The organism is Streptomyces sp. NPDC002888, from assembly GCF_042888465.1.
Classification (GTDB): domain Bacteria; phylum Actinomycetota; class Actinomycetes; order Streptomycetales; family Streptomycetaceae; genus Streptomyces.
Genome location: NZ_JBIAPU010000039.1, coordinates 1 through 22,972, shown reverse-complemented (window position 1 = coordinate 22,972; position 22,972 = coordinate 1). Strand labels below are relative to the sequence as shown.

Sequence of the window (22,972 nt, the reverse complement as noted above, 5' to 3'; positions counted from 1 at the left end):
TCAGCCGGCGAGGCCCACCACCAGCCAGATGAAGCCGACGCCCGCGATCGTGCACAGCAGGGTCGAGCGGGCGGGGTGTTCGTGGTGGGCCTCGGGAAGGATCTCGGCGGCGGCGAGATAGAGGAGCGCGCCGCCGAAGAGGCCGAGGTAGCCGCCGAGCACGTGCTCCGGGATGGTGACGAACGACGTCGAGGCCGCGCCCACGACCGGGGCCACCGCGTCCGCGAACAGCATCGCGAGCGCCCTGCGGCGGGCGTTGCCGTACAGGCTGGTGAGTGTGTACGTGTTGAAGCCGTCCGCGAAGTCGTGCGCGATGACCGCGAGGGCCACCGCCACGCCCATGCCTCCGTCGACCTGGAAGGCCGCGCCGATCGCCACGCCGTCCATGGCGCTGTGACCCACCATCGCGGCCGCGGCCGTCAAACCCACTTCGGGTGTTCTGCCGTTGGTCTCCTCCGCGCCGTGCGCGGCCTGGCGGTGGGCCAGCAGGCGTTCCACCAGGTGGGCCAGGAGGAAGCCGGCCACGAACAGGAGCAGGGCCGCGGGGACACCGTGGATCTCCCTGCCGGCCGCCTTCAGGGCCTCCGGCAGCAGGTCCAGGCCGACCACGCCCAGCATCAGGCCGCCGGCCAGGCCCAGCACGAGGTGACGGCGGTCCGTCACGCGCTGTGCCGTCCAGCCGCCGGCCAGCGTCATCAGGAACGCGCCGAGCGCGACGAAGACCGCCATGTGCCCTTGCTATCCGATCGACCCCCGCTCACGCACCTCCGACCCCCGACTCTTTGACGTTGCGGACGACTTGTCCCTGTATGACCTGTACGTCCCGCCCCCCGAAGTTCCGTACGAGAGGACCCGATCCCATGGCCGATGCCCCCACCGGCAAGGTGACCTTCGTCGGTGCCGGCCCCGGCGCCGCCGACCTGCTGACGTTCCGCGCCGCGCGGGCCATCGCCGACGCCGACGTGGTGATCTGGGCGGCGAGCCTGGTCCAGGCGGAGGTCCTCGAGCACGCGCGCGAGGGCGCGGAGATCCTCGACTCGGCGACCATGTCCCTCGAGGACGTCGTCGCCGTGTACGAGCGGGCGTTCGCCGAGGGGCTCAGGGTCGCCCGGATCCACTCCGGCGACCCCGCGCTGTGGGGTGGCACGCAGGAGCAGGTCGACCGGTGTGCCGCGATCGGCATCGCGACGGAGATCGTCCCGGGTGTCTCGTCGTTCTCCGCGGTCGCCGCGCTCGCGCAGCGCGAGCTGACCATCCCGGAGGTCGCGCAGTCCGTGGTCCTCACCCGGCTCGGCGGCGGCAAGACGCCGATGCCGCCCGGCGAGGAGGTGCGGGAGTTCGCCAAGCACGGCACGACCATGGCGATCTTCCTGTCGGCGGCCCGCAGCGGGCAGCTGGTGCGGGAGCTGCTGGAGGGCGGCTATCCGACGTCCACGCCGGTCGTGGTCGCGTACCAGGCGACCTGGCCGGAGGAGCTGGTCGTGACGTGCACGATCGGCACGCTGGAGGAGACGGTCAAGGAGCACAAGCTCTGGAAGCACACCCTGTTCCTCGTCGGCCCGGCCCTGGACGCGCACGGCACCCGCTCGCACCTCTACCACCCCGGTCACTTCCACGGGTTCCGCAAGGCCGACCCTAAGGCCCGCAGGGCCCTGCGCACCAAGGGCGCCAGCACGTGATCACCGTCGTCGGCACGGGGACGGGCGCGCCGGTTCCCCTCGACGCGGTGGCCGGTGCCGAGCTCGTCGTGGGCGGGCGACGGCACCTGGACGCCGTACGGCTTCCCGAGGCCGCGGAGCGGGTGGTGCTGGGGCCGTTGGCGCCCGCGCTCGACACCGTCGCGGAGTACGTGGAGAAGGGGCGGCCCGTTGTCGTGCTGGCCTCCGGGGATCCCGGGTTCTTCGGGATCGTGCGGGCCTTGGCGGAACGGTTCGGTTCCGACGTGCTCGACGTCCGGCCCGGGGTGTCCTCCGTCGCCACCGCCTTCGCCCGCACCGGGCTGACCTGGGACGACGCGGTGGTGGTCAGCGCGCACGGGCGGGAGCTGCGGACAGCCGTGAACGTGTGCCGGGCGCATCCGAAGGTCGCGGTGCTGACCGGGCCCGGGGCGGGGCCCGCCGAGCTGGGGGCCGCGCTGGCCCGGACGGCCGGTGGGCGGGTGCTCGTCGTCGCGTCGGCGCTGGGCGACCCCGCGCAGGAGCGGGTGGAGCGCGTCTCCCCCGCCGAGGCCGCTTCCCGCGACTGGGGTACCGCGGTGAGCGTGGTGCTGTGCCTCGACGAGGCGCGGGCGCTGGGTCCCGTGCGGACGCTCGCGGGGGCGGCCGTGCCGGCCGCCGGGTGGGCCCTGGACGAAGGCGACTTCGCCCACCGCGACTCGATGATCACCAAGTTCGAGGTGCGGGCCCTCGCCCTGGCCCGGCTCGGGCCACGCCCGGGCGACCTGGTCTGGGACGTGGGCTCCGGGTCGGGATCCGTGGCCGTGGAGTGCGCGCGGCTGGGCGCCGCCGTGAGCGCGGTGGAGAAGGCCGCGGACGGTGTCGGGCGGATCCGTGCGAATGCCGGTGCGCACGGCGTCGACGTGCACGTGGTGCACGGGGTGGCGCCGGAGGCGCTGTCCGGCCTCGACGATCCCGACGCCGTTTTCGTCGGGGGCGGCGGGCGCGAGCTGACCGGGATCGTCGCGGAGTGTGCGCAGCGGGCCCGGCGGGCGGTGGTCGTCGCGCTCGCCGCGCTGGACCGGGTGCCGGAGGTGCGCTCCGCGCTCACGGGCGCCGGGTTCGACTGCGACGGGGTGCTGTTGCAGTCCTCGCGGCTGGCACCGTTGCCGGGGGATGTGACCCGGCTGGCGGCCACCAATCCGGTCTTTCTGTTGTGGGGCGTCAGAAGCCCCGTCCTGCGAGAAGGAGTTGCCCAGTGATCGGCCTCATTTCCGCCACCGCGGCGGGGGCGGCGGCGCGCGACCGGCTGGCCGCGGCCTGGCCGCAGCGGACGCGCGTGTACGACGGGCCTGTGGGGGACGCGGTACGGCGGGCGTTCTCGGAGTGCGAGCAGCTCGTGTGCTTCCTGGCCACGGGGGCCGTGGTGCGGTTGGTCGCGCCGCTGCTGGAGGACAAGTCGGCCGACCCCGGTGTGGTGTGTGTCGACGAGGGCGGGCGTTTCGCCGTCTCCCTCGTCGGTGGGCACGGAGGTGGGGCGAACGAACTCGCCGTCGAGGTCGGGGAGTTGCTGGGGGCCGATCCTGTGGTGACCACGGCGACGGACTCCGTGGGGATTCCCGGGCTGGACACGCTCGGTTTCCCGCTGGAAGGTGATGTCGCCGCGGTGACGAGGGCCGTGCTGGACGGGGAACCGGTCGCCCTCGACACCGAAGTGGCCTGGCCGCTTCCTCCGCTGCCGCTGGCGGCGCAGGGGGCGTACACCGTCCGGCTGACCGACCGAGCCGTCGAGCCCGGCGCGCAGGAGGTGCTCCTGCGCCCGCCCTCCCTCGTCGTCGGCGTCGGTGCCTCCAAGGGTGCCCCCGTCGAGGAGGTGCTGGAGCTGATCCACGGCGCGCTGCAGGACGCGGGCCTCTCTCCTCGTAGCCTCGCCGAGCTCGCCACCGTCGACGCCAAGGCCGGGGAACCGGGGATTCTGGACGCGGCCCGGCGCCTCGGTGTCCCCCTGGTGACCTACTCCGCCGACGAGTTGGCCGGGATCGACGTCCCCAATCCGTCCGACGCCCCGCTCGCCGCCGTCGGCACCCCCTCCGTCGCCGAGGCCGCAGCCCTCGTACGCGGTGGCGAACTCCTCGTCCCGAAGCGGAAGTCCGCCGGGCAGCCCGCCATGGCGACCTGTGCCGTCGTACGGCGGCCCGCGCGGGGGCGGCTCGCGGTGGTGGGCCTCGGGCCGGGTGCGCGGGACCTGCTGACGCCTCGGGCGAAGGCGGAGCTGCGGCGGGCCTCGGTGCTCGTCGGGCTCGATCAGTACGTCGACCAGATCCGTGATCTGCTGCGGCCCGGCACCCGGATCCTGGAGTCGGGGCTCGGGGCGGAGGAGGAGCGGGCGCGGACGGCCGTCGCCGAGGCCCGGAAGGGGCAGGCGGTCGCTCTGATCGGCAGCGGGGACGCGGGCGTGTACGCGATGGCCTCGCCGGCGCTGGCCGAGGCGTCCGACGACATCGACGTGGTCGGGGTGCCCGGTGTCACCGCCGCGCTCGCGGCGGCCGCGATCCTCGGTGCTCCGCTCGGGCACGACCACGTGTCGATCAGCCTCTCCGACCTGCACACGCCGTGGGAGGTCATCGAGCGGCGGGTGCGGGCGGCGGCCGAGGCGGACATCGTGGTCACCTTCTACAACCCCCGTTCCCGGGGGCGGGACTGGCAGCTGCCGAAGGCGCTCGCGATCCTCGCCGAGCACCGGGAGCCGACGACGCCGGTGGGTGTCGTCCGCAACGCCTCACGGCCGGACGGGACCGCCCGGGTGACGACTCTCACGGACCTGGACCCGGCGACGGTCGACATGATGACGGTTGTGACCGTGGGCAACACGGCGACCCGGGACATCGCGGGGCGCATGGTGACGCCGCGCGGCTACCGCTGGCAGGAGTCCGCGTCGAAGAGCGGCTCCGCCGCGGGGCAGGAGGAGCCCAAGTGAACCGTGTGGTCCACCCGATCGAGCAGGAGTCCTTCCGGCGGCTGCGTGCCCGCCTGGACACCTCGCACTTCCCGCCGCTGACCCGGGCGGTCGTGGAGCGGGTCATCCACTCCGCCGCCGACCTGGAGTACGCGAGCGATCTCGTCACGGACGAGGGTGACCTGGAGAAGGCGCACCTCGCGCTGCACGCCGGGGCGCCCGTCGTCGTGGACGTGGAGATGGTCGCGGCCGGGATCACCCGGCGGGACACCGTCTGCCGGCTCAAGGAGGCCACCGCCGGCCCCGGGCTGACCCGTTCCGCGCACGCGATCCGGCTCGCGTACGAGCAGGTCGGGCCCGGTGCGCTGTGGGTGATCGGCTGCGCGCCGACCGCTCTGGAGGAACTGCTGACGCTGGACGCCTCCCCCGCGCTCGTCATCGGTCTGCCCGTCGGCTTCGTCGGGGCGGCCGAGTCCAAGGCCGCGCTCCGCGAAAGCGGGCTGCCCGCCGTGAGCAACGTGTCCGAGAAGGGCGGTTCGGCCGTGGCCGCGGCCGCGCTCAACGCCCTGCTGTACCACCCCGTTTCCGCTGAGGAGAAATCGTGACCACCCCGCCGCCCGCCCTGCTCATCGCCGGCCATGGCACCCGGGACGATGCCGGAGCCGAGGCGTTCCGTGACTTCGTCCGGGAGCTGGGTCGCCGCCACCCCGAACTGCCCGTCGCGGGCGGCTTCATCGAGCTGTCCCCGCCGCCGCTGGGCGAGGCGGTGACCGAGCTGGTGGAGCGGGGAGTACGCCGTTTCGCCGCCGTTCCGCTGATGCTGGTGGCGGCCGGGCACGCCAAGGGGGACATCCCGGCGGCGCTGGCCCGCGAGAAGGAGCGGCACGCCGGGATCACGTACACGTACGGGCGTCCGCTGGGCCCGCATCCGGCGCTGCTGAGCGTCCTCGAGCGGCGTCTCGACGAGGCCCTGGGGGCCCGTGGGCGCACGCCCGAGGACCGCTCGGACGTGACCGTCCTGCTCGTCGGCCGCGGCTCCACCGATCCGGACGCGAACGCCGAGGTGTTCAAGGCGGCGCGGCTGCTGTGGGAGGGGCGCGGGTACGCGGGTGTGGAGACGGCGTTCGTGTCGCTGGCGGCGCCGGACGTGCCGAGCGGTCTGGACAGGTGTGTGCGGTTGGGTGCGAAGCGGATCGTCGTCCTGCCGTACTTCCTGTTCACGGGCATCCTGCCCGAGCGGGTGCGGCAGCAGACGGAGGGCTGGGCGGCCGCGCACCCGGAGGTCGAGGTGCGGTCGGCGGACGTCATCGGTCCCGAGCCGGAGCTGCTGGACCTGGTGATGGAGCGGTACGAGGAGGCCGTGCAGGGCGACCTGCGGATGAACTGCGACTCGTGCGTGTACCGCGTCGCGCTGCCGGGGTTCGAGGACAAGGTGGGGCTGCCGCAGCAGCCGCATTTCCACCCGGACGACGACGGGCACGACCACGGCCACGGGCATCACCACCATCACGGAGGGCACGCGCACTCACATGCACACTGACGGGCACGATCTGCGCCACCACGGGGACGTCGAGGTCCGTGACGACGGCTCGGCGCTGGTCGACCTCGCCGTGAACGTCCGCGCGGACACGCCACCTGAGTGGCTGCGCGCGCACATCGCCGGGTCGCTGACAGCTCTCGCGGCCTACCCGGACGGGCGGGCCGCGCGGGCGGCGGTGGCGGCGCGGCACGGGCTGCCGGTGCAGCGGGTGTTGTTGACGGCGGGCGCGGCGGAGGCGTTCGTGCTGCTGGCGCGGGCGTTGAAGGTGCGCAGGCCGGTCGTGGTGCACCCGCAGTTCACGGAGCCGGAGGCGGCGCTGTGGGACGCCGGCCATACGGTCGACCGGGTCCTGCTGCGCGAGGAGCACGGCTTCCGCCTGGACCCGGCGGCGGTGCCCGAGGACGCCGACCTGGTGGTGATCGGCAACCCGACGAACCCGACGTCGGTGCTGCACCCGGCCGCGTCCATCGCCGAACTCGCCCGTCCCGGGCGGACGTTGGTGGTCGACGAGGCGTTCATGGACGCCGTGCCGGGTGAGCGGGAGGCGCTCGCCGGGCGGACGGACGTGCCCGGGCTCGTCGTCCTGCGCAGCCTCACCAAGACATGGGGGCTGGCCGGGCTGCGCGTCGGCTACGTCCTGGCCGCCCCGGAGACGATCGCGGAGCTGGAGCGGGCCCAGCCGCTGTGGCCGGTGTCCACGCCGGCGCTGGCCGCGGCACAGGCGTGTGTGTCCCCGCGGGCTCTGGCGGAGGCGGCCCACGCGGCCCATCGCGTCGCCGCGGACCGGGCGCATCTGGTCGCCGGGCTCGCCGAGTTCGCGGTGGACGGCGTCCGGGTGGCCGAGCCCGCCGAGGGGCCCTTCGTCCTCGTACGGCTGCCCCGGGCCGCCGCCGTCCGCCGCCGCCTGCGCGACCTGGGCTTCGCGGTCCGGCGCGGGGACACCTTCCCGGGCCTGGGCGAGGAGTGGCTGCGGCTGGCGGTGCGGGACCGGGCGACGGTCAACTCCTTCCTCCAGGCTCTGGACCAGGCGATGACACTGACGAATCCCTGAGGCACGGCACCCGCTCCCGGGTACCGTCCGGGAAGCGGATCTCCACGGCTTCGTCGTCGGTGACGCGGGCGCTCACGCCGGTCGTCCGCAGGGCGTCCGGGTCGGCGCTGAGGAGCACGAGCGTCACCAACAGGCGTGCTCCGTCCGCGCGGTGCAGGACGGGCGTCGCCGAATGATGTCCGACCGCGTTGACGCCACAGGCCTGTACGACCGTGCCCTCGGTGTCGCCCCAGCCGTACAGGCCGACGAGCGCGCTGGTCAGACCGTCCGCGCGGCGGGCCACGGCCAGCGCGGGGCCGGTCTCCCCCACCGGCGGCGCGGTGTCGTCGGCGACGGCCCAGCCGCCCTCGCGCACCGGCGTTCCCGGGGGCGCGTCGAGGCGGTGCACGCGCACCTCCCACGGCCCGTGCACCACGCTCACGGTTTCGATCCCCCCGTCCTGCCGGGACCCGGCGCACCGGCCCCGGACGCCCAGGGAGTGGATACGCCCCCGCTGCGAGGGTGTGCTGTCGGGAGGGAGCAGGGCGATGTGGTTGTCGGGGCCGGGCGGGGTGTCGGGGGCGGTGGCGCTGGAGTAGGCGAGCTTGGCGTAGTGCGGGCTGTCGTCGGCGGCGGCGGGCGGGGGCGGCAGCCGGTCGCTGCCGTGGTTGACGAGCCGTACGATCCCGTCGGCGGCCGTGGAGTGCAGCAGCCAGCCCGGTGCGGGCAGCGCGAGGGTGGTGTCGGCAGTGTCGACGGGCCCGGGTTCCTCGGTCGCCGTCCACACGGGATGGTCGTCGGGCAGCAGCAGACCGAGGAAGGCCTTGCTGGCCCAATAGGGGGAGGCGGGGCCCGAGTAACGCTGGGTGACGGGCAGGAAGGGCCGGTACCAGCCGAGGCTGAGCAGTCCCTGCTCGTCGGGCACGCCCCGCTCGGCGAAGTGCTTCAGAGCACCCGAGGCGAGCCGGCGCGTGCGGCCGGGCGGCAGCGGCGTGGCGTCGGCGAGGGCGCCCGCCCACAGCGGAGCAGTCGTCGCGAACCGGTACGTGAGGGAGCGGCCCTGGTGGACCGGGGCGCCGTCGGAGCCGAAGAAGTACTGGTGGACGGCGAGGAACTCACGCAGGCGGCCCCGGTGCCGCAGGACCGTGCCCAGGTCGGCGCGCTCCCCCGCGATCCGCGCCCACAGCACCGGATACAGGTGCAGCGCCCAGGCGTTGTAGTAGTCGAACTTCCTGCCGTCGCCGTCGGTGTACCAGCCCCCGCCCCGGTACCAGTCGTCGATGCGGGCGAGCCCCGCGTCGATCTCGGCGCGGCGGTACGGGGCGCCGACGGAGGCGAGGAACTCCTCCGTGATGACCTGGAACAGCCGCCAGTTGGAGTCGTTGACGTCCGCACCGACGAACCCGCCCAGCCAGTCGCCGACCCGGCCCCGCACGCCGTCGTCGAGGTGGTCCCACAGCCAGCGCCGGGACTCGTGCAGGGCGATGGCGATGGAGGCCGCCTCGACCATGGGCTGGGCTCGGTCGGTGACGGGCGGCCAGTGCTCGGGGTGGTGCGGGTCGGTGCCGGCGGCGAGGCCGGCGGCGTACCGCTCGATGAGAGCGGGTCCGACGCGGCCGCCCGAACCCGCGATGCGGAAGGCGGCGAGCAGGAAGGACCGCGCGAAACCCTCCAGACCGTCGGACCAGGGCCCGGAGTGGCTGGGCGGTCCGGGCAGCCGGTACTGGGCGAAGTCCGGGGTCGCGTAGGGCAACAGCCCGTCGAGGAGCCGATCGGCGACGGCCTCCCAGTGGGCGCGGGTCCAGCCGGTGACGGGAGACGAGAGGTAGTCGGGGAGCGGGAGCAGGTGCGTCGGATCGTCGGGGGGCGACACATGCGGCGCGGTCATGCGGGGTGAGTCCTCCATGTTCGTCGGATGACAGGCGCCCCGAAGGGGCGCGGGGAACTGCGCGACCAGCCAGACATCACCCGCACTCGCCCGACGGCCCTCCCAGCGAAGCGACGCTACGGCGCACGACGATGTGGGTACCGAGCAGATGACGAGTGCCGGCAGCCTGCTCCGGGTCCCGCAGAGCGATCCGCACAGCCGCCCGCCCGAGCTCCTCCGCAGGCGTACGCACCGTGGTCAGCGGCGGGTTGAAGTCCTCGGCCAGCGGGATGTCGTTGTACCCGACGACCGACACGTCCTCGGGGACGCGCAGCCCCGCCTCGGCGAGCGCGCGGAGCGCTCCCGCGGCGACCATGTCGTCCCCGGCCACCACCGCCGTGAACTCCCGTGTCTCCTTGAGGAGTTCGGTCATCGCGCGCAGGCCCGCCGCGCGACCGAGGCCACAGTCCACGACACGGGCGGCGCCCGGCGGCAGCCCGTACTCGGCGAGCGCGGCCCGATACCCGGCGACACGGGCGTCCAGCGCGGTGTTCCCGGGCAGCCCCCCGAGGAAGACGATCCGCCGGTGCCCCGCCGACAGCAGATGCCCGGTGATGGCCCTGGCCCCCGCCTGGTTGTCGAACTCGACGACCAGCGCGGGGATGTCCGGGTCCGGGGCGGGCCTCCCGCACAGCACGAGCCGGGCGCCCGAGGAGTCGAGGGCCTGCGCGTAGTGCGCCACGCGCGAGCGGTACGCGTCGTCCTCGACGACCCCGCCGACCAGGATCACCAGCCGCGCCCCCTCCTCCCGCATGAGCTGCACGAACTCCATCTCGCGCTGCGGGTCCCCGCCCGTCGCGCCGACCACGCAGAGCCAGCCGCGGTCGGCGGCCTCCGCCTCGACGCCCTCGGCGACCTGGGCGTAGAAGGGGCTGGTGACCTGGCGGACGACGACGGCGGCCATCTTGCGGCCACCACCCACCAGCGCACGCGCATGCGCGTTGGCGACGTAGTCGAGGTCACGCGCGGCACGCAGCACACGGGCCCGGGTGGCGGCGGGCACGGGATGGTTGCCGCTGAGCGCCCGCGATGCCGTGGCCATGGACACGCCCGCCCGCTCGGCGACCTCGCGGATCGTGACCCGCCCCTTGCCTGTCATGCCGTTCCCCATCCCCGCGTCTCCTGTTCCGCCGGCGGAGCGTCACGTGTTGGCCGTGAAGTCCTTCGCGAACTCCTCGGCCATTCTGTCGCCGCCCCGGCCCCGCCACTTCTTCACCGTCGCGTCCCATTCGGACAGCGGAAGCCGCCCGGCGACGATCCCGGTGACGGTGTCCTCGAGGAGCGCCTTGAGGGTGGTGCCCTGGGAGTTCTTCGTGCGGGACTGCAGGCCGTAGGAGGCGTTGCGGATGGCGCGCGGGACCGTCTTCTGCTGCCAGGCGTGCAGGGCCCGTACGGCGTCGGGCATGCCGGGCACGAACAGCACCTGGGGGCCTTCGGCGAGGTACTTCAGCGGCAGGTTGGTGTTGTTCTCGACCTCGCCGAGCTTGGTGGGCTGCGGGGAGCCGTCCTTGCCGCGGGTGAAGTGGGTGCCCTCGACGCCGTAGTGGACGAGTTCCCACTCCTGGCTGCCGAAGGGGGCGGCGAGGTAGTCGAGGACGCGCAGCAGCAGCTGGACGCGTTCCTTCTTCGCCTTCTTCAGCACGGTGTAGCCGAAGGAGCGGCGGGCGGCGACGATGCCGCCGGGCTCGCCGTCGACGCTGTACGGCAGTGCCGCCGCCGGGGTCAGCTTGCCTCGGGACTCCCGGTACTTGGGGAGGTAGGCGCCGAAACCGTCCTGCATGGAGCCGACGGTGCCGTTGTAGTAGAGCGTGGTCAGGTCGATCTGGGAGATGGACGTGGCGTCGGGGTGGTAGCAGCCGTTCTTGCGCAGCTCGGCCTGGAAGGCGATCGACGCCTTGAAGCGGTCGTCGGCCCAGGCCGGTCTGAAGGTTCCGTTCTCGGTGACGGCCCACTCCTGGGGCGCGTTGTGGGCGGCGGAGTGCACGGCGTTGCCGAAGAGGGAGCCGGAGGCGGCGCCGAGCGCGTACGTGCGGCCGCTGGTCGCCTGTTTCGCGACGGCGGCGAAGTCGGTGGAGGTCCAGCCCTCCTTCATGCCCGCGCCGGTGAACATGCCCTGGTTGAGCCAGAGGGTGGAGCCGGGCAGCGGGCGTTCGAGGGGGATGCCGTAGACGCGGCCGCCGATGCGGCCCATGTCGCGCCAGGCGTGGGTGGGGATGTTCGCGAGGTTGGGGTAGTCGGCGACGGCCTCGCCGGAGAGGTGGGGGGTGAGGTCCTCGGCGCGCCGTTGGACGAACTCGGCCTCGCGGGGCAGCACGAAGCCGGAGAAGATGTTGATGACGTCCGGGAGGTCGTCGGGGTCGGCGGCCATGACGGTCGCCATCTTCTTCTGGTAGTCGGCCTGGGAGACGATCGTGTACTCGATCTTCACGCCGAGGGCCTTCTCGACGGCCGCCCAGAACCGGTTGGCGGAGGCGGGCTTGGGGGGCGTGCCGAAGGAGACCGACATGACCTTGATGGTGGAGCCGTCGCCCGGGGTGCGGGAGACGGACTTCACCAGGTCGGCGGGGTAGGCCGTGTAGCCGGCCTGGACGCCGGCGTCGCTGGGGGCGAGGTCCGGCTGGGGGCCCTTGGCGGGCTTGTGGGCGGGCCAGGGGGCGAGTTTCTTGCCGGCGTTGGAGACGTCGCTGTCGCCGGATTCGGTGGAGCAGGCGGTCAGCAGACCGGGGACACAGACGGCGGCGCCACCCGCGGCCATGGAGCGCAGGAGGGTGCGTCGGGACATGCGGGGCATGGGCGGATCACCTTTCTACACACGGCTGTTGATGAGATGTCAGCTCTTGATGGCGCCGGTGAGCACGCCCTTGGTGAAGTACCTCTGCAGGAACGGGTAGACGAGCAGGATCGGCACGGTGGCGATCACCAGCACCGCCATCTGCACGGTCTGCGGGGCGGTGATCGTGCCCTCGCCGGTGGTGGCGTCGGTGAGGCCGGAGCCGGCCACGACGTAGGTGCGCAGGACCTGCTGGAGGGGCCAGTGGTCGCTCTCCAGGTAGAGCGAGGCGTAGAACCAGGAGTTCCAGTACGCCACCGCGTAGAACAGGCCGACCACGGCGAGCGCGGCCTTGGACAGCGGCAGGACCACCGAGACCAGCACCCGCCAGTCCCCGGCTCCGTCGAGCCGCGCGGCCTCGTACAGCTCCTCGGGGATGCCCTGGAAGAAGCCGCGCAGAACGACGAGGTTGAAGACGTTCACGAGGACGGGCAGGACCAGTGAGGCGTAACTGTCCAGCAGGCCCAGCTCCTTGACCAGCAGGAAACTCGGGATCATGCCGGGCGGGAAGAGGAACGTGAACAGGACGAGCAGCAGGACGGGCCTGCCGCCGAGGACGCCGGGGCGGGAGAGGGCGTAGGCGAGGGTCACGGTGCAGGCGAGGCTGAGCAGGGTGCCGACGACGGTGACGCCCGCGCTGACACCGAGGGCGTGGGTGACGATGCCGCCGTCGAGGATGTCGCGGTACGCCTTCAGCGAGGGCTCGGTCGGCCACAGCACCCAGCCGCCGTTGTCCACGACCTCCTCGGTGGAGGCGAGCGAGGTCGAGACGATGACGAGGAACGGCACGCAGACCAGCAGGACGACGGCGGCGAGGGCGAGGACCTTGCCGACCTGCGTCACCGGCTTCGGCTTCTCCATCCACCCCGGACGGACCTGGGCACTCACTTGTAGACCCCCTGTTCGCCGAGGCGGTGGGCGACCTTGTTGGCGGCGTAGACGAGGAGGGCGCCGATGACGCCCTTGAAGAGGCCCGCGGCGGCCGCGAAGCCGTAGTCGCCGCCGACGATGCCCTGGTAGTAGACGAAGGTGTCGATGATCTCGGCCGTCTCGGGGCCGACCGCGTCGCGCTGGAGCAGCATCTGCTCGAAGCCGACGGAGAGGATGTCGCCGAGCCGCATGATCAGCAGCAGGATGACCACCGGGCGGATGGCGGGCAGGGTGACGTGCCAGAAGCGCCGCCAGGGGCCGGCTCCGTCGAGGGCGGCGGCCTCGTACTGCTGCTCGTCGACCTGGGAGAGCGCGGCGAGGAAGATGATCGTGCCCCAGCCGGCGTCCTTCCAGATGACCTGGGCGACGACGAGCGGCCGGAAGGCGTCGGGGTTGCCGATGAGGTCGACGGTGTGCAGTCCCATGCCGTCCAGCGAGGAGTTCAGCAGCCCGGTGTCGCCGAGGACCTGCTGGAAGAGGGCGACGACGATCACCCACGAGATGAAGTGCGGCAGGTACGCCACCGACTGCACGAAGCGGCGCACCGAACTCCAGGTGAGACTGTGCAGCAGCAGGGCGAGGCCGAGCGGCACGGGGAAGTAGAAGACGAGCTGGAGGACGGCGATCCAGAGGGTGTTGAGGACCGCGGCCCAGAACTCCCCGTCCTCGAACATGCGCTGGAAGTTGCCCAGGCCGACCCAGGGGCTGCCCCAGATGCCGTCGAAGGGCACGTACTCCTTGAACGCGATGACGTTGCCGACCAGTGCGCCGTAGTGGAACAGCAGGAAGTAGGCGAGACCGGGCAGCATGAGCAGCAGGAGAGCGGGGCTTTGAAAGCGCTTTCGCGACGGACGCGGGCCGCTCGTGCGACGACGAGCGCTGCCGACCTCCTTTTCACCTGCGTGTTCCCGTAGTGCAACGGCCACGGGTCCCCCTCATGTCTCGGAGTCGAGTGAGAGGAAGTTAAAACGCTTTCATTAGGCGGTCAACAGCCCTGACACAGAAGGGGCGTTGACCAATTCTCGAAAGTTTTCGGACGCCCTCAGTCGACGACCCGTCCGGCGAGGACCACCCGTCGCGGCGCCCCCAGCACCCGTACGTCCGCGCGCGGGTCGGTGTCGTAGACGACGAGGTCAGCCGCCGCGCCCTCCTCCAGCCCCGGTCGGCCGAGCCACCTGCGGGCCGCCCAGGTGGTCGCCGCGAGGGCCTCGACCGGTGGGATGCCGGCCGTGACCAGTTCCGCGACCTCGGCGGCGACCAGGCCGTGGGGCAGGGTGCCGCCCGCGTCCGTGCCGACGTACACCGGGATGCCGGCGTCGTGGGCGTTGCGGACGGTGTCGTAGCGGCGTTCGTGCAGGCGCCTCATGTGGGCCGACCAGCGGGGGTACCTCGACTCGCCGCCGTCGGCCAGCTCGGGGAAGGTGGCGATGTTGACCAGGGTCGGGACGATCGCCACACCGCGTTCGGCGAACAGCGGGACCAGGTCCTCCGTGAGGCCCGTCGCGTGTTCGATGCAGTCGATGCCGGACTCGACCAGGTCCCGCAAGGAGTCTTCGGAGAAACAGTGGGCCGTGACCCTCGCACCCAGGCGGTGGGCTTCTGTTATCGCCGCCTCGACCGCGGCCCGCGGCCAGCAGGGCGACAGGTCGCCCACCTCGCGGTCGATCCAGTCGCCGACCAGCTTGACCCAGCCGTCGCCCCGGCGGGCCTCCCGGGCGACGTACGCCACCAGGTCGTCCGGCTCGATCTCGTGGGCGTAGCCGCGGATGTAGCGGCGGGTGCGGGCGATGTGCCGGCCGGCGCGGATGACCTTCGGCAGGTCCTCGCGGTCGTCGATCCAGCGGGTGTCGGAGGGCGAGCCCGCGTCGCGGATCAGCAGGGTGCCGGCCTCGCGGTCGGTCAGTGCCTGCTTCTCCGCGACGTCCGTGTCGACCGGGCCGTGCGCGCCCAGGCCCACGTGGCAGTGGGCGTCGACCAGGCCGGGCAGCGCCCAGCCCTCCACCGTGCGGACGTCGCGGGCGCCCGCGGGCCGGTCGTAGGAGACCCGCCCGTCGACGACCCACAGCTCGTCGCGGACGTCGTCGGGCCCGACCAGGACCCGGCCCTTCACGTGCAGCACCGCGTGATCGCTCATGTACCGCACCTTAGCTACTCCGTCTTGCCCACCTGCTGAGACGTCTCCTCCTCCACGTCCGCCATCGCGGGGTCGAGGAGGCGGGAGAGGAAGTGGCGGGTGCGGGCGTGCCGGGGGTCGCCGATGACCTGGGCGGGGGTGCCGTCCTCGACGATCACGCCGTCGTCCATGAAGACGACCCGGTCGGCGACCTCGCGGGCGAAGGTCATCTCGTGGGTCACCACCATCATCGTCATGCCCTCGTTCGCCAGCATGCGCATGACCGCCAGTACGTCGCCCACCAGCTCCGGGTCGAGTGCCGACGTCGGCTCGTCGAAGAGCATCACCTCGGGGCCCATGGCCAGCGCGCGGGCGATGGCCACCCGCTGCTGCTGGCCGCCGGAGAGGGAGGACGGGTACGCGGTCGCCTTCTCGGACAGGCCCACCCGCTCCAGGTTCTCCGCGGCCACCTTCGCGGCCTGCGCCTTGTCGCGCCTGAGCACCCGGCGCTGGGGCAGGGTCAGGTTCTCGGTCACCGTGAGGTGCGGGAAGAGGTTGAACTGCTGGAAGACCATGCCGATACGGCGGCGGGCCGCGTCGATGTCGACGTCGGGGTCCGTCAGTTCGGTGCCGCCGACGAAGACCTGGCCCTTGGTCGGCTCCTCCAGGAGGTTCACGCAGCGCAGCAGCGTCGACTTGCCCGATCCCGACGGGCCGATGACACAGACGACCTCGCCCCGCCTGATCTCCAGGTCGAGGCCGCGCAGCACCTCGTTGTCGCCGAAGGACTTGTGCAGTCCGCGTACCTCGATCTCGGGTCGGCTCATTTCACGGCCTCCTGGGCCTTCGCCTCCATGCGGCGCACGACGAAGCCGAGCGGGATGGTCACCAGCAGGTAGCACAGGCCGGCGACGAGGATCGGCGTGGAGTTGGCGGTCTGGCTGGCCAGGTCGCGGCCGTACTTGGACAGTTCGCGCTCCTCCAGGGTGACGCCGAGGAACAGCACCAGGGAGGAGTCCTTGAACAGCAGCACCAGTTCGTTGGTGAGCGGCGGGAGGATGATCCTGAACGCCTGCGGGATGATGATCGAGATCATCGCGCGGGCCGGGGAGAAGCCCAGGGAGCGGGCTGCCTCCATCTGCCCCTTGGGCACCGCCTGGATGCCGGCGCGGATCGTCTCCGCCATGTACGCGGCCGCCACCAGGCCGAGCGCCAGGGCGACCTTGCCGTACGTGCCGCCGATGATCTCCGTGCCGGGGAAGGCGAGCGGCACGGCCACGCCGATGAAGATGAAGATCAGCAGGGCGGGCAGTCCGCGGAAGATCTCGATGTAGATGCCGGCGAGCCACCGGTAGGGGCCCACGGACGACAGTCGCATCAGCGCGACGACCATGCCGAGGGCGAGGCCCACGGCGAAGCCGGACACCGTGTACAGCACGGTGTTCTTCAGCGCCAGCGTGATGACGTCCGGGAACATCCGCTCGGCGATGTCGGCCTGCGCGAACTGGTTCTGCAGTCGTCCCCAGTCGGCCGAGACCGCGAAGGCGATCACGGCGGCGACGAACACGGCGTACTGCACGCCGCGCGAGACGCTCCGCTTCTGCCGGCGGGTCAGGCCCTTCTTCCGGGGCTGGAGTCGTACGTCTGTGTCGGTCATCGGGTCAGGAGGCGGACGGCGAGGCCGCGGACGCGTCGTAGGGGCCGATCCACTTCTCGTACAGCTCCTTGTAGGTGCCGTCGGCCTTGGCGTCGGCGATCGCCTTGTTGATGGCGGCGACGAGCTTGGCGTTGCCCTTCTTCACCGTGAAGCCGTACTGCTCACCGGTGTTGAGGTTGTCGACCACCTTGAAGGCGTCCGCGGTGGCCTTGTCCTTGAGCCAGCCCTGGACGACCGGGTAGTCGATGACGACCGCCTTGACCTGGCCGGTGCGCAGGCCGTTGAGGACGGCGTCGGAGGACTCGAAGGAGACCGGGTCGAAGCCCTGCTTCTGCACGTACTCCTCGCCGGTGGTCTGCGCCTGGGCGCCGAGCTTGACCTTCTTGGACTTGATGTCGGCGAGGGAGTTCACCCCGGCGTCCTTGTCGACCAGGACGGCCTGGGTGGCGTCGAAGTACGGGTCGGAGAAGTCGACGTTCTTCTTGCGCTCGTCGGTGATGGTCATGCCGGCCGCTGCGAGGTCGCACTCACCGGAGTTGAGGAAGGCGCCGGTCTTGAAGTTCTCGAAGGGGGTGTCGAGGACCGCCTGCTTCACGCCCAGGTCCTTGGCCACCAGGTCGACGAGGGCGACGTCGAAGCCCTGCACCTTGCCGTCGATCTCCGACTGGAACGGCGGGTACGGCAGGTGCGTGCAGGTGGTGAGCTTTCCGGCCTTGACCAGCTCGACCCCGCCGGCGGCGGTCTTCGAGCCGCTGCCACCGTCGTCGGTGGAGGTGCAGCCGGAGACGGCGGCAGCCACGAGCATGAGCCCTGCCGTAGCGGTGGTGACGGCCAGGACACGGGTCCGACGCCCGGGGAGCGTGTTCACGGCGGGCCTTCCTGTGGGGGAACTATAGGTTCCGATTATAAGGAGAAGTTTGAGTCTCTCAAACCAAACCAGTGGTCGTGAAGCCGTTTGACCTACGAAGTCGCCAGCCCGAGGGTCAGGTGCATGCCGGTTACTCTCGTCACCTCTACCCCGTGAGTGAAGAGAGCACCGCCGTGACGCACCCGTTCCTGGACCTGCCCCCGCTGAGCGCCGCCCGCTTCGCCTCGATCGAGGACCGGGTGGCGCGACTGCTCGACACCCGGCAGGACGTCGTGATCATGCAGGGCGAGGCGCTGCTGCCGCTGGAGGGCGCGATCCGGGGCACGGCCGGCCCCGGCACGACGGCCCTGAACGTCATCACGGGCCCCTACGGGCAGACCTTCGGCGACTGGCTGCGGGACTGCGGCGCGACGGTGATCGACCTGGCGGTGCCGTTCCACACGGCCGTCAGGGCCGAGCAGATCCGGGAGGCCTTCGCCGAGCACCCCGGCATCGACTTCGTGTCGCTGGTGCACGCGGAGGCCGCGACCGGCAACACCAACCCGGTCGCGGAGATAGGCGAGGTGGTGAGGGAGCACGGCGCGCTGTTCTACCTGGACGCGGTCGCCTCCGTCGGGGCCGAGCCGGTGCTGCCGGACGCGTGGGGCGTGGACCTGTGCGTGATCGGCGCGCAGAAGGCGATGGGCGGTCCGGCGGGCGTGTCGGCGGTGTCGGTGAGCGAGCGGGCGTGGGCGCGGATGGCGGCGAACCCGAAGGCTCCGCGCCGGTCGTACCTCTCCCTCCTCGACTGGAAGGAGCGCTGGATCGACGGCGGCCGGGCGGCCCTGCTGCACGCGCCCGCCCAGCTGGAGATGCTGGCGCTTCAGGCGTGCGTCGAGCGGATCGAGACGGCGGGACTGGACGCGGTGATGGCCCGGCACGCGCGCGCCGCGGCGGCCACGCGGGCGGGGGCGGTGGCGCTGGGCGGCCTCGAACCTTATGTGCACGAGGCGCAGGACGCGGCCCCGGTGGCCACGACGCTGCGGACACCGCCGGGGGTCGTGGCGGCGGATCTGGTGAGCAGGTCCCTGGAGGCCGACCCGGCGCTGCCGCTGGCCGCGGGTGGGGGTGCGCTGGCCCAGGAGATGATCCGGGTCAACCACTACGGCGCGGACGCGACACCGGGGGCGGTGCGCAGTTGCCTGGCGGCGCTGGGCGGGGCGCTCGCGGGGAAGGGTCTGGTGGTGGATCTGGGCGCGGCGCTCGGGGCGGTCGAGGACGCGTGGCGGTGAGGTCCGCCCCGAGCTGAGGGCGGCACCGCTGTCAGTGGGTCCTGCGATGCTCACGGCATGACCACCGAGACTCCCGGGACCCTCCCCGACGGCCGCCCCATCCCCCTCATGACCGGCGACGAGCGCCCCATGCTCGAGAGCTGGCTGGACTTCCACCGCGCCACGCTGGAGCTCAAGTGCCGTGGGCTGGACGACGCGCAGGTGCGGCTGGCGTCCGCCGAGCCGTCGGGACTGACGCTCCTCGGGCTGGTGCAGCACCTCGCCGAGGTCGAGCGGAACTGGTTGCAGCGGGCGTTCGCGGGGCTGGACGTACCGCCGGTGTTCGAGGAGGAGACCGGGTACACCCTCGATCCCGGGCGGGGGCTCGACGAGGCGCTGGCGGTCTGGCGGCGGGAGATCGCGCGGGGGCGGGGGCTGTGCGCCGGGCGGTCGCTGGAGGACTCCGGGCGGATCGCCGACGGTCCGATGGCCGGCCTCGAGGTCAGTCTGCGCTGGATTCTCATTCATCTCATCGAGGAGTACGCCCGGCACAACGGTCACGCGGACATCCTTCGAGAGCGCATCGACGGAGTTACCGGAGCCTGAATTCAAGGAAATTCTGGCTATTGCTTTCGAGATAGCTTTCCATATTCTTCTGCCCGCTTTCCCGGTACCTAAACGCAAAGATTCTGCGAACGTCGAGCGGGGTGATTCGGGCAGATTCCGTGAGGGTTACGCCCCTGTGACGCGTTCCACAGGTGAGGTGTTTTGCGTCTTTTGAGGCGAACAAACTCGGACATTCTCCACATTCCCGCGCGCCCGCTCCCGCACGCGCGATAACACATCGACCTCCCGCGCGTAACCCCGAGCGGCAATGCATTTTCGAATTTCCCTGGGTAAATTCAATTCGCATGACTGCCGCACCAGCAGACCTGCACATAGACCACCCGAAGGTGGCCGACGGGGCCGCGCTCTGGCGGATTGCCAAGGAGTCGGGAACGCTCGACCTGAACTCCTCCTACAGCTATCTGCTGTGGTGTCGCGACTTCGCCGGTACGTCGGCGGTGGCCCGTGGGGCCGACGGCGAGCCCGTCGGCTTCATCACCGGCTACCTGCGTCCGGAGCGCCCGGGGACCCTCCTCGTGTGGCAGGTCGCCGTCGACGCCGCGCAGCGGGGGCGGGGGCTCGCTGCCCGGCTGCTCGACGGTCTGACCGCGCGTGTCATGGCCGAGCACGGTGTGACGTCCGTCGAGACGACGATCACGCCGGGCAACACCGCCTCCGAGCGCCTGTTCACGTCGTTCGCCGCCCGACACGGCGCCGCCGTCGAGCAGAAGGTCCTGTTCGACCGGGACCAGTTCCCGGACGGTCCGCACGATCCCGAAGTTCTGTACCAGATCGGCCCGTTGAACCACCCGTCGCATTGAGGAGCGATTCGCCGTGACCATCACCCAGCCCGACCTCAGCGTCTTCGAAACCGTGGAGTCCGAGGTGCGCAGCTACTGCCGCGGCTGGCCCACCGTCTTCGACCGTGCCAGCGGCAGCCGCATGTACGACGAGGACGGCCACACCTACCTCGACTTCTTCGCGGGCGCCGGATCACTCAACTACGGCCACAACAACCCCGTGCTGAAACGGGCGTTGATCGACTATCTGCTGCGGGACGGTGTCACTCACGGCCTGGACATGTCGACCGTGGCCAAGCGGTCCTTCCTGCAGACCTTCCAGGACCTCGTGCTGCGGCCGCGTGACCTGCCGTACAAGGTCATGTTCCCGGGGCCGACCGGCACCAACGCCGTGGAGGCCGCGCTGAAGCTGGCGCGGAAGGTGAAGGGGCGCGAGTCCATCGTGTCGTTCACCAACGCCTTCCACGGCATGTCCCTGGGGTCGCTGGCCGTCACCGGCAACGCGTTCAAGCGCGCCGGCGCGGGCATCCCGCTCGTGCACGGCACCCCGATGCCGTTCGACAACTACTTCGACGGCACGGTGGAGGACTTCCTCTGGTTCGAGCGGCTCCTGGAGGACCAGGGCTCCGGCCTCAACAAGCCCGCCGCGGTGATCGTGGAGACCGTGCAGGGCGAGGGCGGCATCAACGTCGCGCGTCCCGAGTGGCTGCGCGCGCTCTCCGAGCTGTGCGAGCGCCAGGACATGCTGCTGATCGTCGACGACATCCAGATGGGCTGCGGTCGTACGGGCGCCTTCTTCTCCTTCGAGGAGGCGGGGATCGTGCCCGACATCGTCACCGTGTCCAAGTCCATCAGCGGCTACGGACTGCCCATGTCGCTGTGCCTGTTCAAGCCCGAGCTGGACGTCTGGGAGCCGGGCGAGCACAACGGCACCTTCCGCGGCAACAACCCGGCGTTCGTCACCGCCACCGCCACCCTGGAGACGTACTGGGCCGACGGCTCCGCCATGGAGAAGCAGACGAAGGCGCGCGGCGAGCAGGTCGAGCAGGCGTTCATCTCGATCACCGAGGAGAACCTGACCGACGTCAAGGAGTACCGCGGCCGCGGTCTGGTCTGGGGCATGGAGTTCCACGACAAGGAGCGCGCCGGGAAGGTCGCCAAGCGCGCCTTCGAGCTCGGGCTCCTGGTCGAGACCTCGGGTCCGGAGAGCGAGGTCCTCAAACTGCTCCCGGCCCTCACCATCACGCCCGAGGAGCTGGACGAGGGCCTGCGCGTCCTCGCCCGCGCCGTACGGGAAACCAACTAGCGAGGAGGCACGCACCCCGTGATCGTCCGTTCGTTCAAGGACATCGAAGGAACCGACCGGCATGTGAGGTCGGCGTCCGGCACCTGGGAGAGCAAGCGCATCGTGCTCGCCAAGGAGCGGGTCGGCTTCTCGCTGCACGAGACGGTTCTGTACGCCGGGACCGAGACGTCCATGTGGTACGCCAACCACATCGAGGCCGTCGTCTGCGTCGAGGGCGAGGCCGAACTGACCGACCACGAGACCGGGCAGGCGCACATCATCACGCCCGGCACCATGTACCTCCTCGACGGGCACGAGCGGCACACGCTGCGCATCAAGGAGGACTTCCGCTGCATCTGCGTCTTCAACCCGCCCGTGACCGGACGGGAGGACCACGACGAGAACGGCGTCTACCCGCTGCTCACCGAACCCGAGGAGGTGTGAGGGATCATGACCACGACCATCGCCACTGATCTGTACCCCAGCCGCGGAGCCACCGAGGTGTCCGTGCCCCGGCAGGACCCCGTCGTCTGGGGTTCGCCGGGCACGCCCGGCCCGATCGCCGCCGGTGAGCTGGAGGCGTTCGAGCGGGACGGCTTCATGGCCGTCGAGCAGCTCATCACGGACGACGAGGTCGCCGTCTACCGGGACGAGCTGAACCGGCTCGTCGCCGACCCGGGGATCCGCGCCGACGAGCGGTCGATCATCGAGCCGCAGTCCAAGGAGATCCGGTCGGTCTTCGAGGTACACAAGATCAGCCAGCTGTTCGCCGCGCTGGTGCGCGACGAGCGGGTCGTCGGGCGGGCCCGGCAGATCCTCGGCTCGGACGTGTACGTCCACCAGTCACGGATCAACGTCAAGCCGGGCTTCGGTGCCTCCGGCTTCTACTGGCACTCGGACTTCGAGACCTGGCACGCCGAGGACGGTCTGCCGAACATGCGCACCGTGTCCGTCTCGATCGCGCTGACCGAGAACTACGACACCAACGGCGGGCTGATGATCATGCCCGGCTCGCACCGCACCTTCCTCGGGTGTGCGGGGGCCACGCCGAAGGACAACTACAAGAAGTCGCTGCAGATGCAGGACGCGGGCACGCCGTCGGACGAGGCGCTGACGGCCATGGCCTCCCAGTACGGCATCAAGCTGTTCACCGGGCGGGCCGGTTCGGCGACCTGGTTCGACTGCAACTGCATGCACGGGTCGGGCGACAACATCACCCCGTTCCCGCGCAGCAACGTCTTCATCGTGTTCAACAGCGTGGAGAACGAGGCCGTGGCGCCGTTCTCGGCACCGGTGCCTCGGCCGGAGTTCATCGGAGCGCGGGATTTCACCCCAGTGCGGTGAGCTGCACTCGGCCGGGGGTCCGGGGGTCGGCCCCCGGAGAATGCAGCATCGGAGCGCGGGATTTCACTCCAGTGCGGTGAGCTGCGCTCGGCCGGGGGTCCGGGGGTCGGCCCCCGGAGAATCCAGCATCGGAGCGCGGGATTTCACTCCAGTGCGGTGAGCTGCACTCGGCCGGGGGTCC

At 71.4% G+C, this 22,972-nt stretch carries 22 protein-coding genes; 12 read left to right on the top strand and 10 right to left on the bottom strand.

All coding sequences use genetic code 11. The features are described from left to right. Window positions 1-729, bottom strand: a complete 729-nt coding sequence (locus ACFYWX_RS42370) for a ZIP family metal transporter (protein ID WP_389430605.1) — start codon at window positions 727-729, stop codon at window positions 1-3. A 131-nt stretch (window positions 730-860) separates the two neighbouring features. Between ACFYWX_RS42370 and cobM the strand changes: the two genes are divergently transcribed. Genes cobM through cobC form a run of 6 tightly spaced genes read left to right on the top strand, consistent with a single transcriptional unit; the run spans window position 861 to window position 7,202 of the window. Beyond that, complete coding sequence (cobM, locus tag ACFYWX_RS42365; RefSeq protein ID WP_389430603.1) at window positions 861-1,679, top strand: precorrin-4 C(11)-methyltransferase; 819 nt, start codon at window positions 861-863, stop codon at window positions 1,677-1,679. Next, entirely contained in the window at window positions 1,676-2,917 is a 1,242-nt protein-coding gene (gene cbiE, locus ACFYWX_RS42360) for a precorrin-6y C5,15-methyltransferase (decarboxylating) subunit CbiE (RefSeq protein WP_389430601.1), read from the top strand. Before cobM ends, cbiE begins: the two co-directional genes overlap by 4 nt. Further along, window positions 2,914-4,632, top strand: coding sequence for a precorrin-3B C(17)-methyltransferase (cobJ, locus tag ACFYWX_RS42355; RefSeq protein WP_389430600.1), 1,719 nt, complete (start codon window positions 2,914-2,916; stop codon window positions 4,630-4,632). The genes cbiE and cobJ overlap by 4 nt, the downstream gene beginning before the upstream one ends. Further along, window positions 4,629-5,216: a precorrin-8X methylmutase gene (locus tag ACFYWX_RS42350; protein ID WP_389430599.1), complete on the top strand. Its 588-nt coding sequence runs from the start codon at window positions 4,629-4,631 to the stop codon at window positions 5,214-5,216. The genes cobJ and ACFYWX_RS42350 overlap by 4 nt, the downstream gene beginning before the upstream one ends. Beyond that, window positions 5,213-6,151, top strand: a complete 939-nt coding sequence (locus ACFYWX_RS42345; protein WP_389430597.1) for a sirohydrochlorin chelatase — start codon at window positions 5,213-5,215, stop codon at window positions 6,149-6,151. Before ACFYWX_RS42350 ends, ACFYWX_RS42345 begins: the two co-directional genes overlap by 4 nt. After that, entirely contained in the window at window positions 6,141-7,202 is a 1,062-nt protein-coding gene (cobC, locus tag ACFYWX_RS42340) for an Rv2231c family pyridoxal phosphate-dependent protein CobC (RefSeq protein ID WP_389430596.1), read from the top strand. Before ACFYWX_RS42345 ends, cobC begins: the two co-directional genes overlap by 11 nt. Here cobC and ACFYWX_RS42335 read toward each other — a convergent pair. The 9 genes from ACFYWX_RS42335 to ACFYWX_RS42295 all read right to left on the bottom strand — a co-directional run bounded on the left by ACFYWX_RS42335 (window position 7,150) and on the right by ACFYWX_RS42295 (window position 17,506). Then, on the bottom strand, window positions 7,150-9,069 hold the full coding sequence (locus ACFYWX_RS42335; protein ID WP_389430595.1) for a DUF2264 domain-containing protein: 1,920 nt from the start codon (window positions 9,067-9,069) through the stop codon (window positions 7,150-7,152). The genes cobC and ACFYWX_RS42335 overlap by 53 nt on opposite strands. 76 nt (window positions 9,070-9,145) lie before the next feature. Continuing rightward, window positions 9,146-10,207, bottom strand: coding sequence for a LacI family DNA-binding transcriptional regulator (locus ACFYWX_RS42330; protein WP_389430594.1), 1,062 nt, complete (start codon window positions 10,205-10,207; stop codon window positions 9,146-9,148). Between the two features lie 42 nt (window positions 10,208-10,249). Continuing rightward, a complete protein-coding gene (locus ACFYWX_RS42325) occupies window positions 10,250-11,899 on the bottom strand; it encodes an extracellular solute-binding protein (RefSeq protein ID WP_389430593.1) in 1,650 nt (549 codons plus the stop codon). Window positions 11,900-11,938: 39 nt separating this feature from the next. Continuing rightward, a complete protein-coding gene (locus ACFYWX_RS42320; protein ID WP_389430591.1) occupies window positions 11,939-12,826 on the bottom strand; it encodes a carbohydrate ABC transporter permease in 888 nt (295 codons plus the stop codon). Further along, the gene (locus ACFYWX_RS42315; protein WP_389430590.1) at window positions 12,823-13,677 is read right to left on the bottom strand and encodes an ABC transporter permease; all 855 of its coding nucleotides are present in this window, start codon (window positions 13,675-13,677) and stop codon (window positions 12,823-12,825) included. The genes ACFYWX_RS42320 and ACFYWX_RS42315 overlap by 4 nt, the downstream gene beginning before the upstream one ends. A gap of 233 nt (window positions 13,678-13,910) precedes the next feature. Then, window positions 13,911-15,002 (bottom strand): amidohydrolase family protein, encoded by a 1,092-nt coding sequence (locus tag ACFYWX_RS42310; protein WP_389430589.1) that lies wholly within the window; start codon window positions 15,000-15,002, stop codon window positions 13,911-13,913. A gap of 14 nt (window positions 15,003-15,016) precedes the next feature. Beyond that, window positions 15,017-15,808 (bottom strand): amino acid ABC transporter ATP-binding protein, encoded by a 792-nt coding sequence (locus tag ACFYWX_RS42305; protein WP_389430587.1) that lies wholly within the window; start codon window positions 15,806-15,808, stop codon window positions 15,017-15,019. After that, entirely contained in the window at window positions 15,805-16,638 is an 834-nt protein-coding gene (locus ACFYWX_RS42300) for an amino acid ABC transporter permease (protein ID WP_389430586.1), read from the bottom strand. Before ACFYWX_RS42300 ends, ACFYWX_RS42305 begins: the two co-directional genes overlap by 4 nt. Window positions 16,639-16,642: 4 nt before the next feature. Next, the gene (locus tag ACFYWX_RS42295; protein ID WP_389430584.1) at window positions 16,643-17,506 is read right to left on the bottom strand and encodes a transporter substrate-binding domain-containing protein; all 864 of its coding nucleotides are present in this window, start codon (window positions 17,504-17,506) and stop codon (window positions 16,643-16,645) included. 152 nt (window positions 17,507-17,658) lie between these two features. Between ACFYWX_RS42295 and ACFYWX_RS42290 the strand changes: the two genes are divergently transcribed. The 6 genes from ACFYWX_RS42290 to thpD all read left to right on the top strand — a co-directional run bounded on the left by ACFYWX_RS42290 (window position 17,659) and on the right by thpD (window position 22,791). Beyond that, window positions 17,659-18,777, top strand: a complete 1,119-nt coding sequence (locus ACFYWX_RS42290) for a pyridoxal-phosphate-dependent aminotransferase family protein (RefSeq protein WP_389430582.1) — start codon at window positions 17,659-17,661, stop codon at window positions 18,775-18,777. Window positions 18,778-18,834: 57 nt separating this feature from the next. Beyond that, window positions 18,835-19,362, top strand: a complete 528-nt coding sequence (locus ACFYWX_RS42285) for a DinB family protein (RefSeq protein WP_389430581.1) — start codon at window positions 18,835-18,837, stop codon at window positions 19,360-19,362. A gap of 305 nt (window positions 19,363-19,667) precedes the next feature. Continuing rightward, entirely contained in the window at window positions 19,668-20,183 is a 516-nt protein-coding gene (gene ectA / locus ACFYWX_RS42280) for a diaminobutyrate acetyltransferase (protein ID WP_389430579.1), read from the top strand. Window positions 20,184-20,196: 13 nt separating this feature from the next. Beyond that, window positions 20,197-21,468: a diaminobutyrate--2-oxoglutarate transaminase gene (ectB, locus tag ACFYWX_RS42275; protein ID WP_389430578.1), complete on the top strand. Its 1,272-nt coding sequence runs from the start codon at window positions 20,197-20,199 to the stop codon at window positions 21,466-21,468. A gap of 18 nt (window positions 21,469-21,486) precedes the next feature. Beyond that, window positions 21,487-21,891 (top strand): ectoine synthase, encoded by a 405-nt coding sequence (locus ACFYWX_RS42270; protein ID WP_389430576.1) that lies wholly within the window; start codon window positions 21,487-21,489, stop codon window positions 21,889-21,891. A 6-nt stretch (window positions 21,892-21,897) separates the two neighbouring features. Then, entirely contained in the window at window positions 21,898-22,791 is an 894-nt protein-coding gene (gene thpD / locus ACFYWX_RS42265; protein WP_389430574.1) for an ectoine hydroxylase, read from the top strand. The last annotated feature ends 181 nt before the right edge of the window (window positions 22,792-22,972 follow it).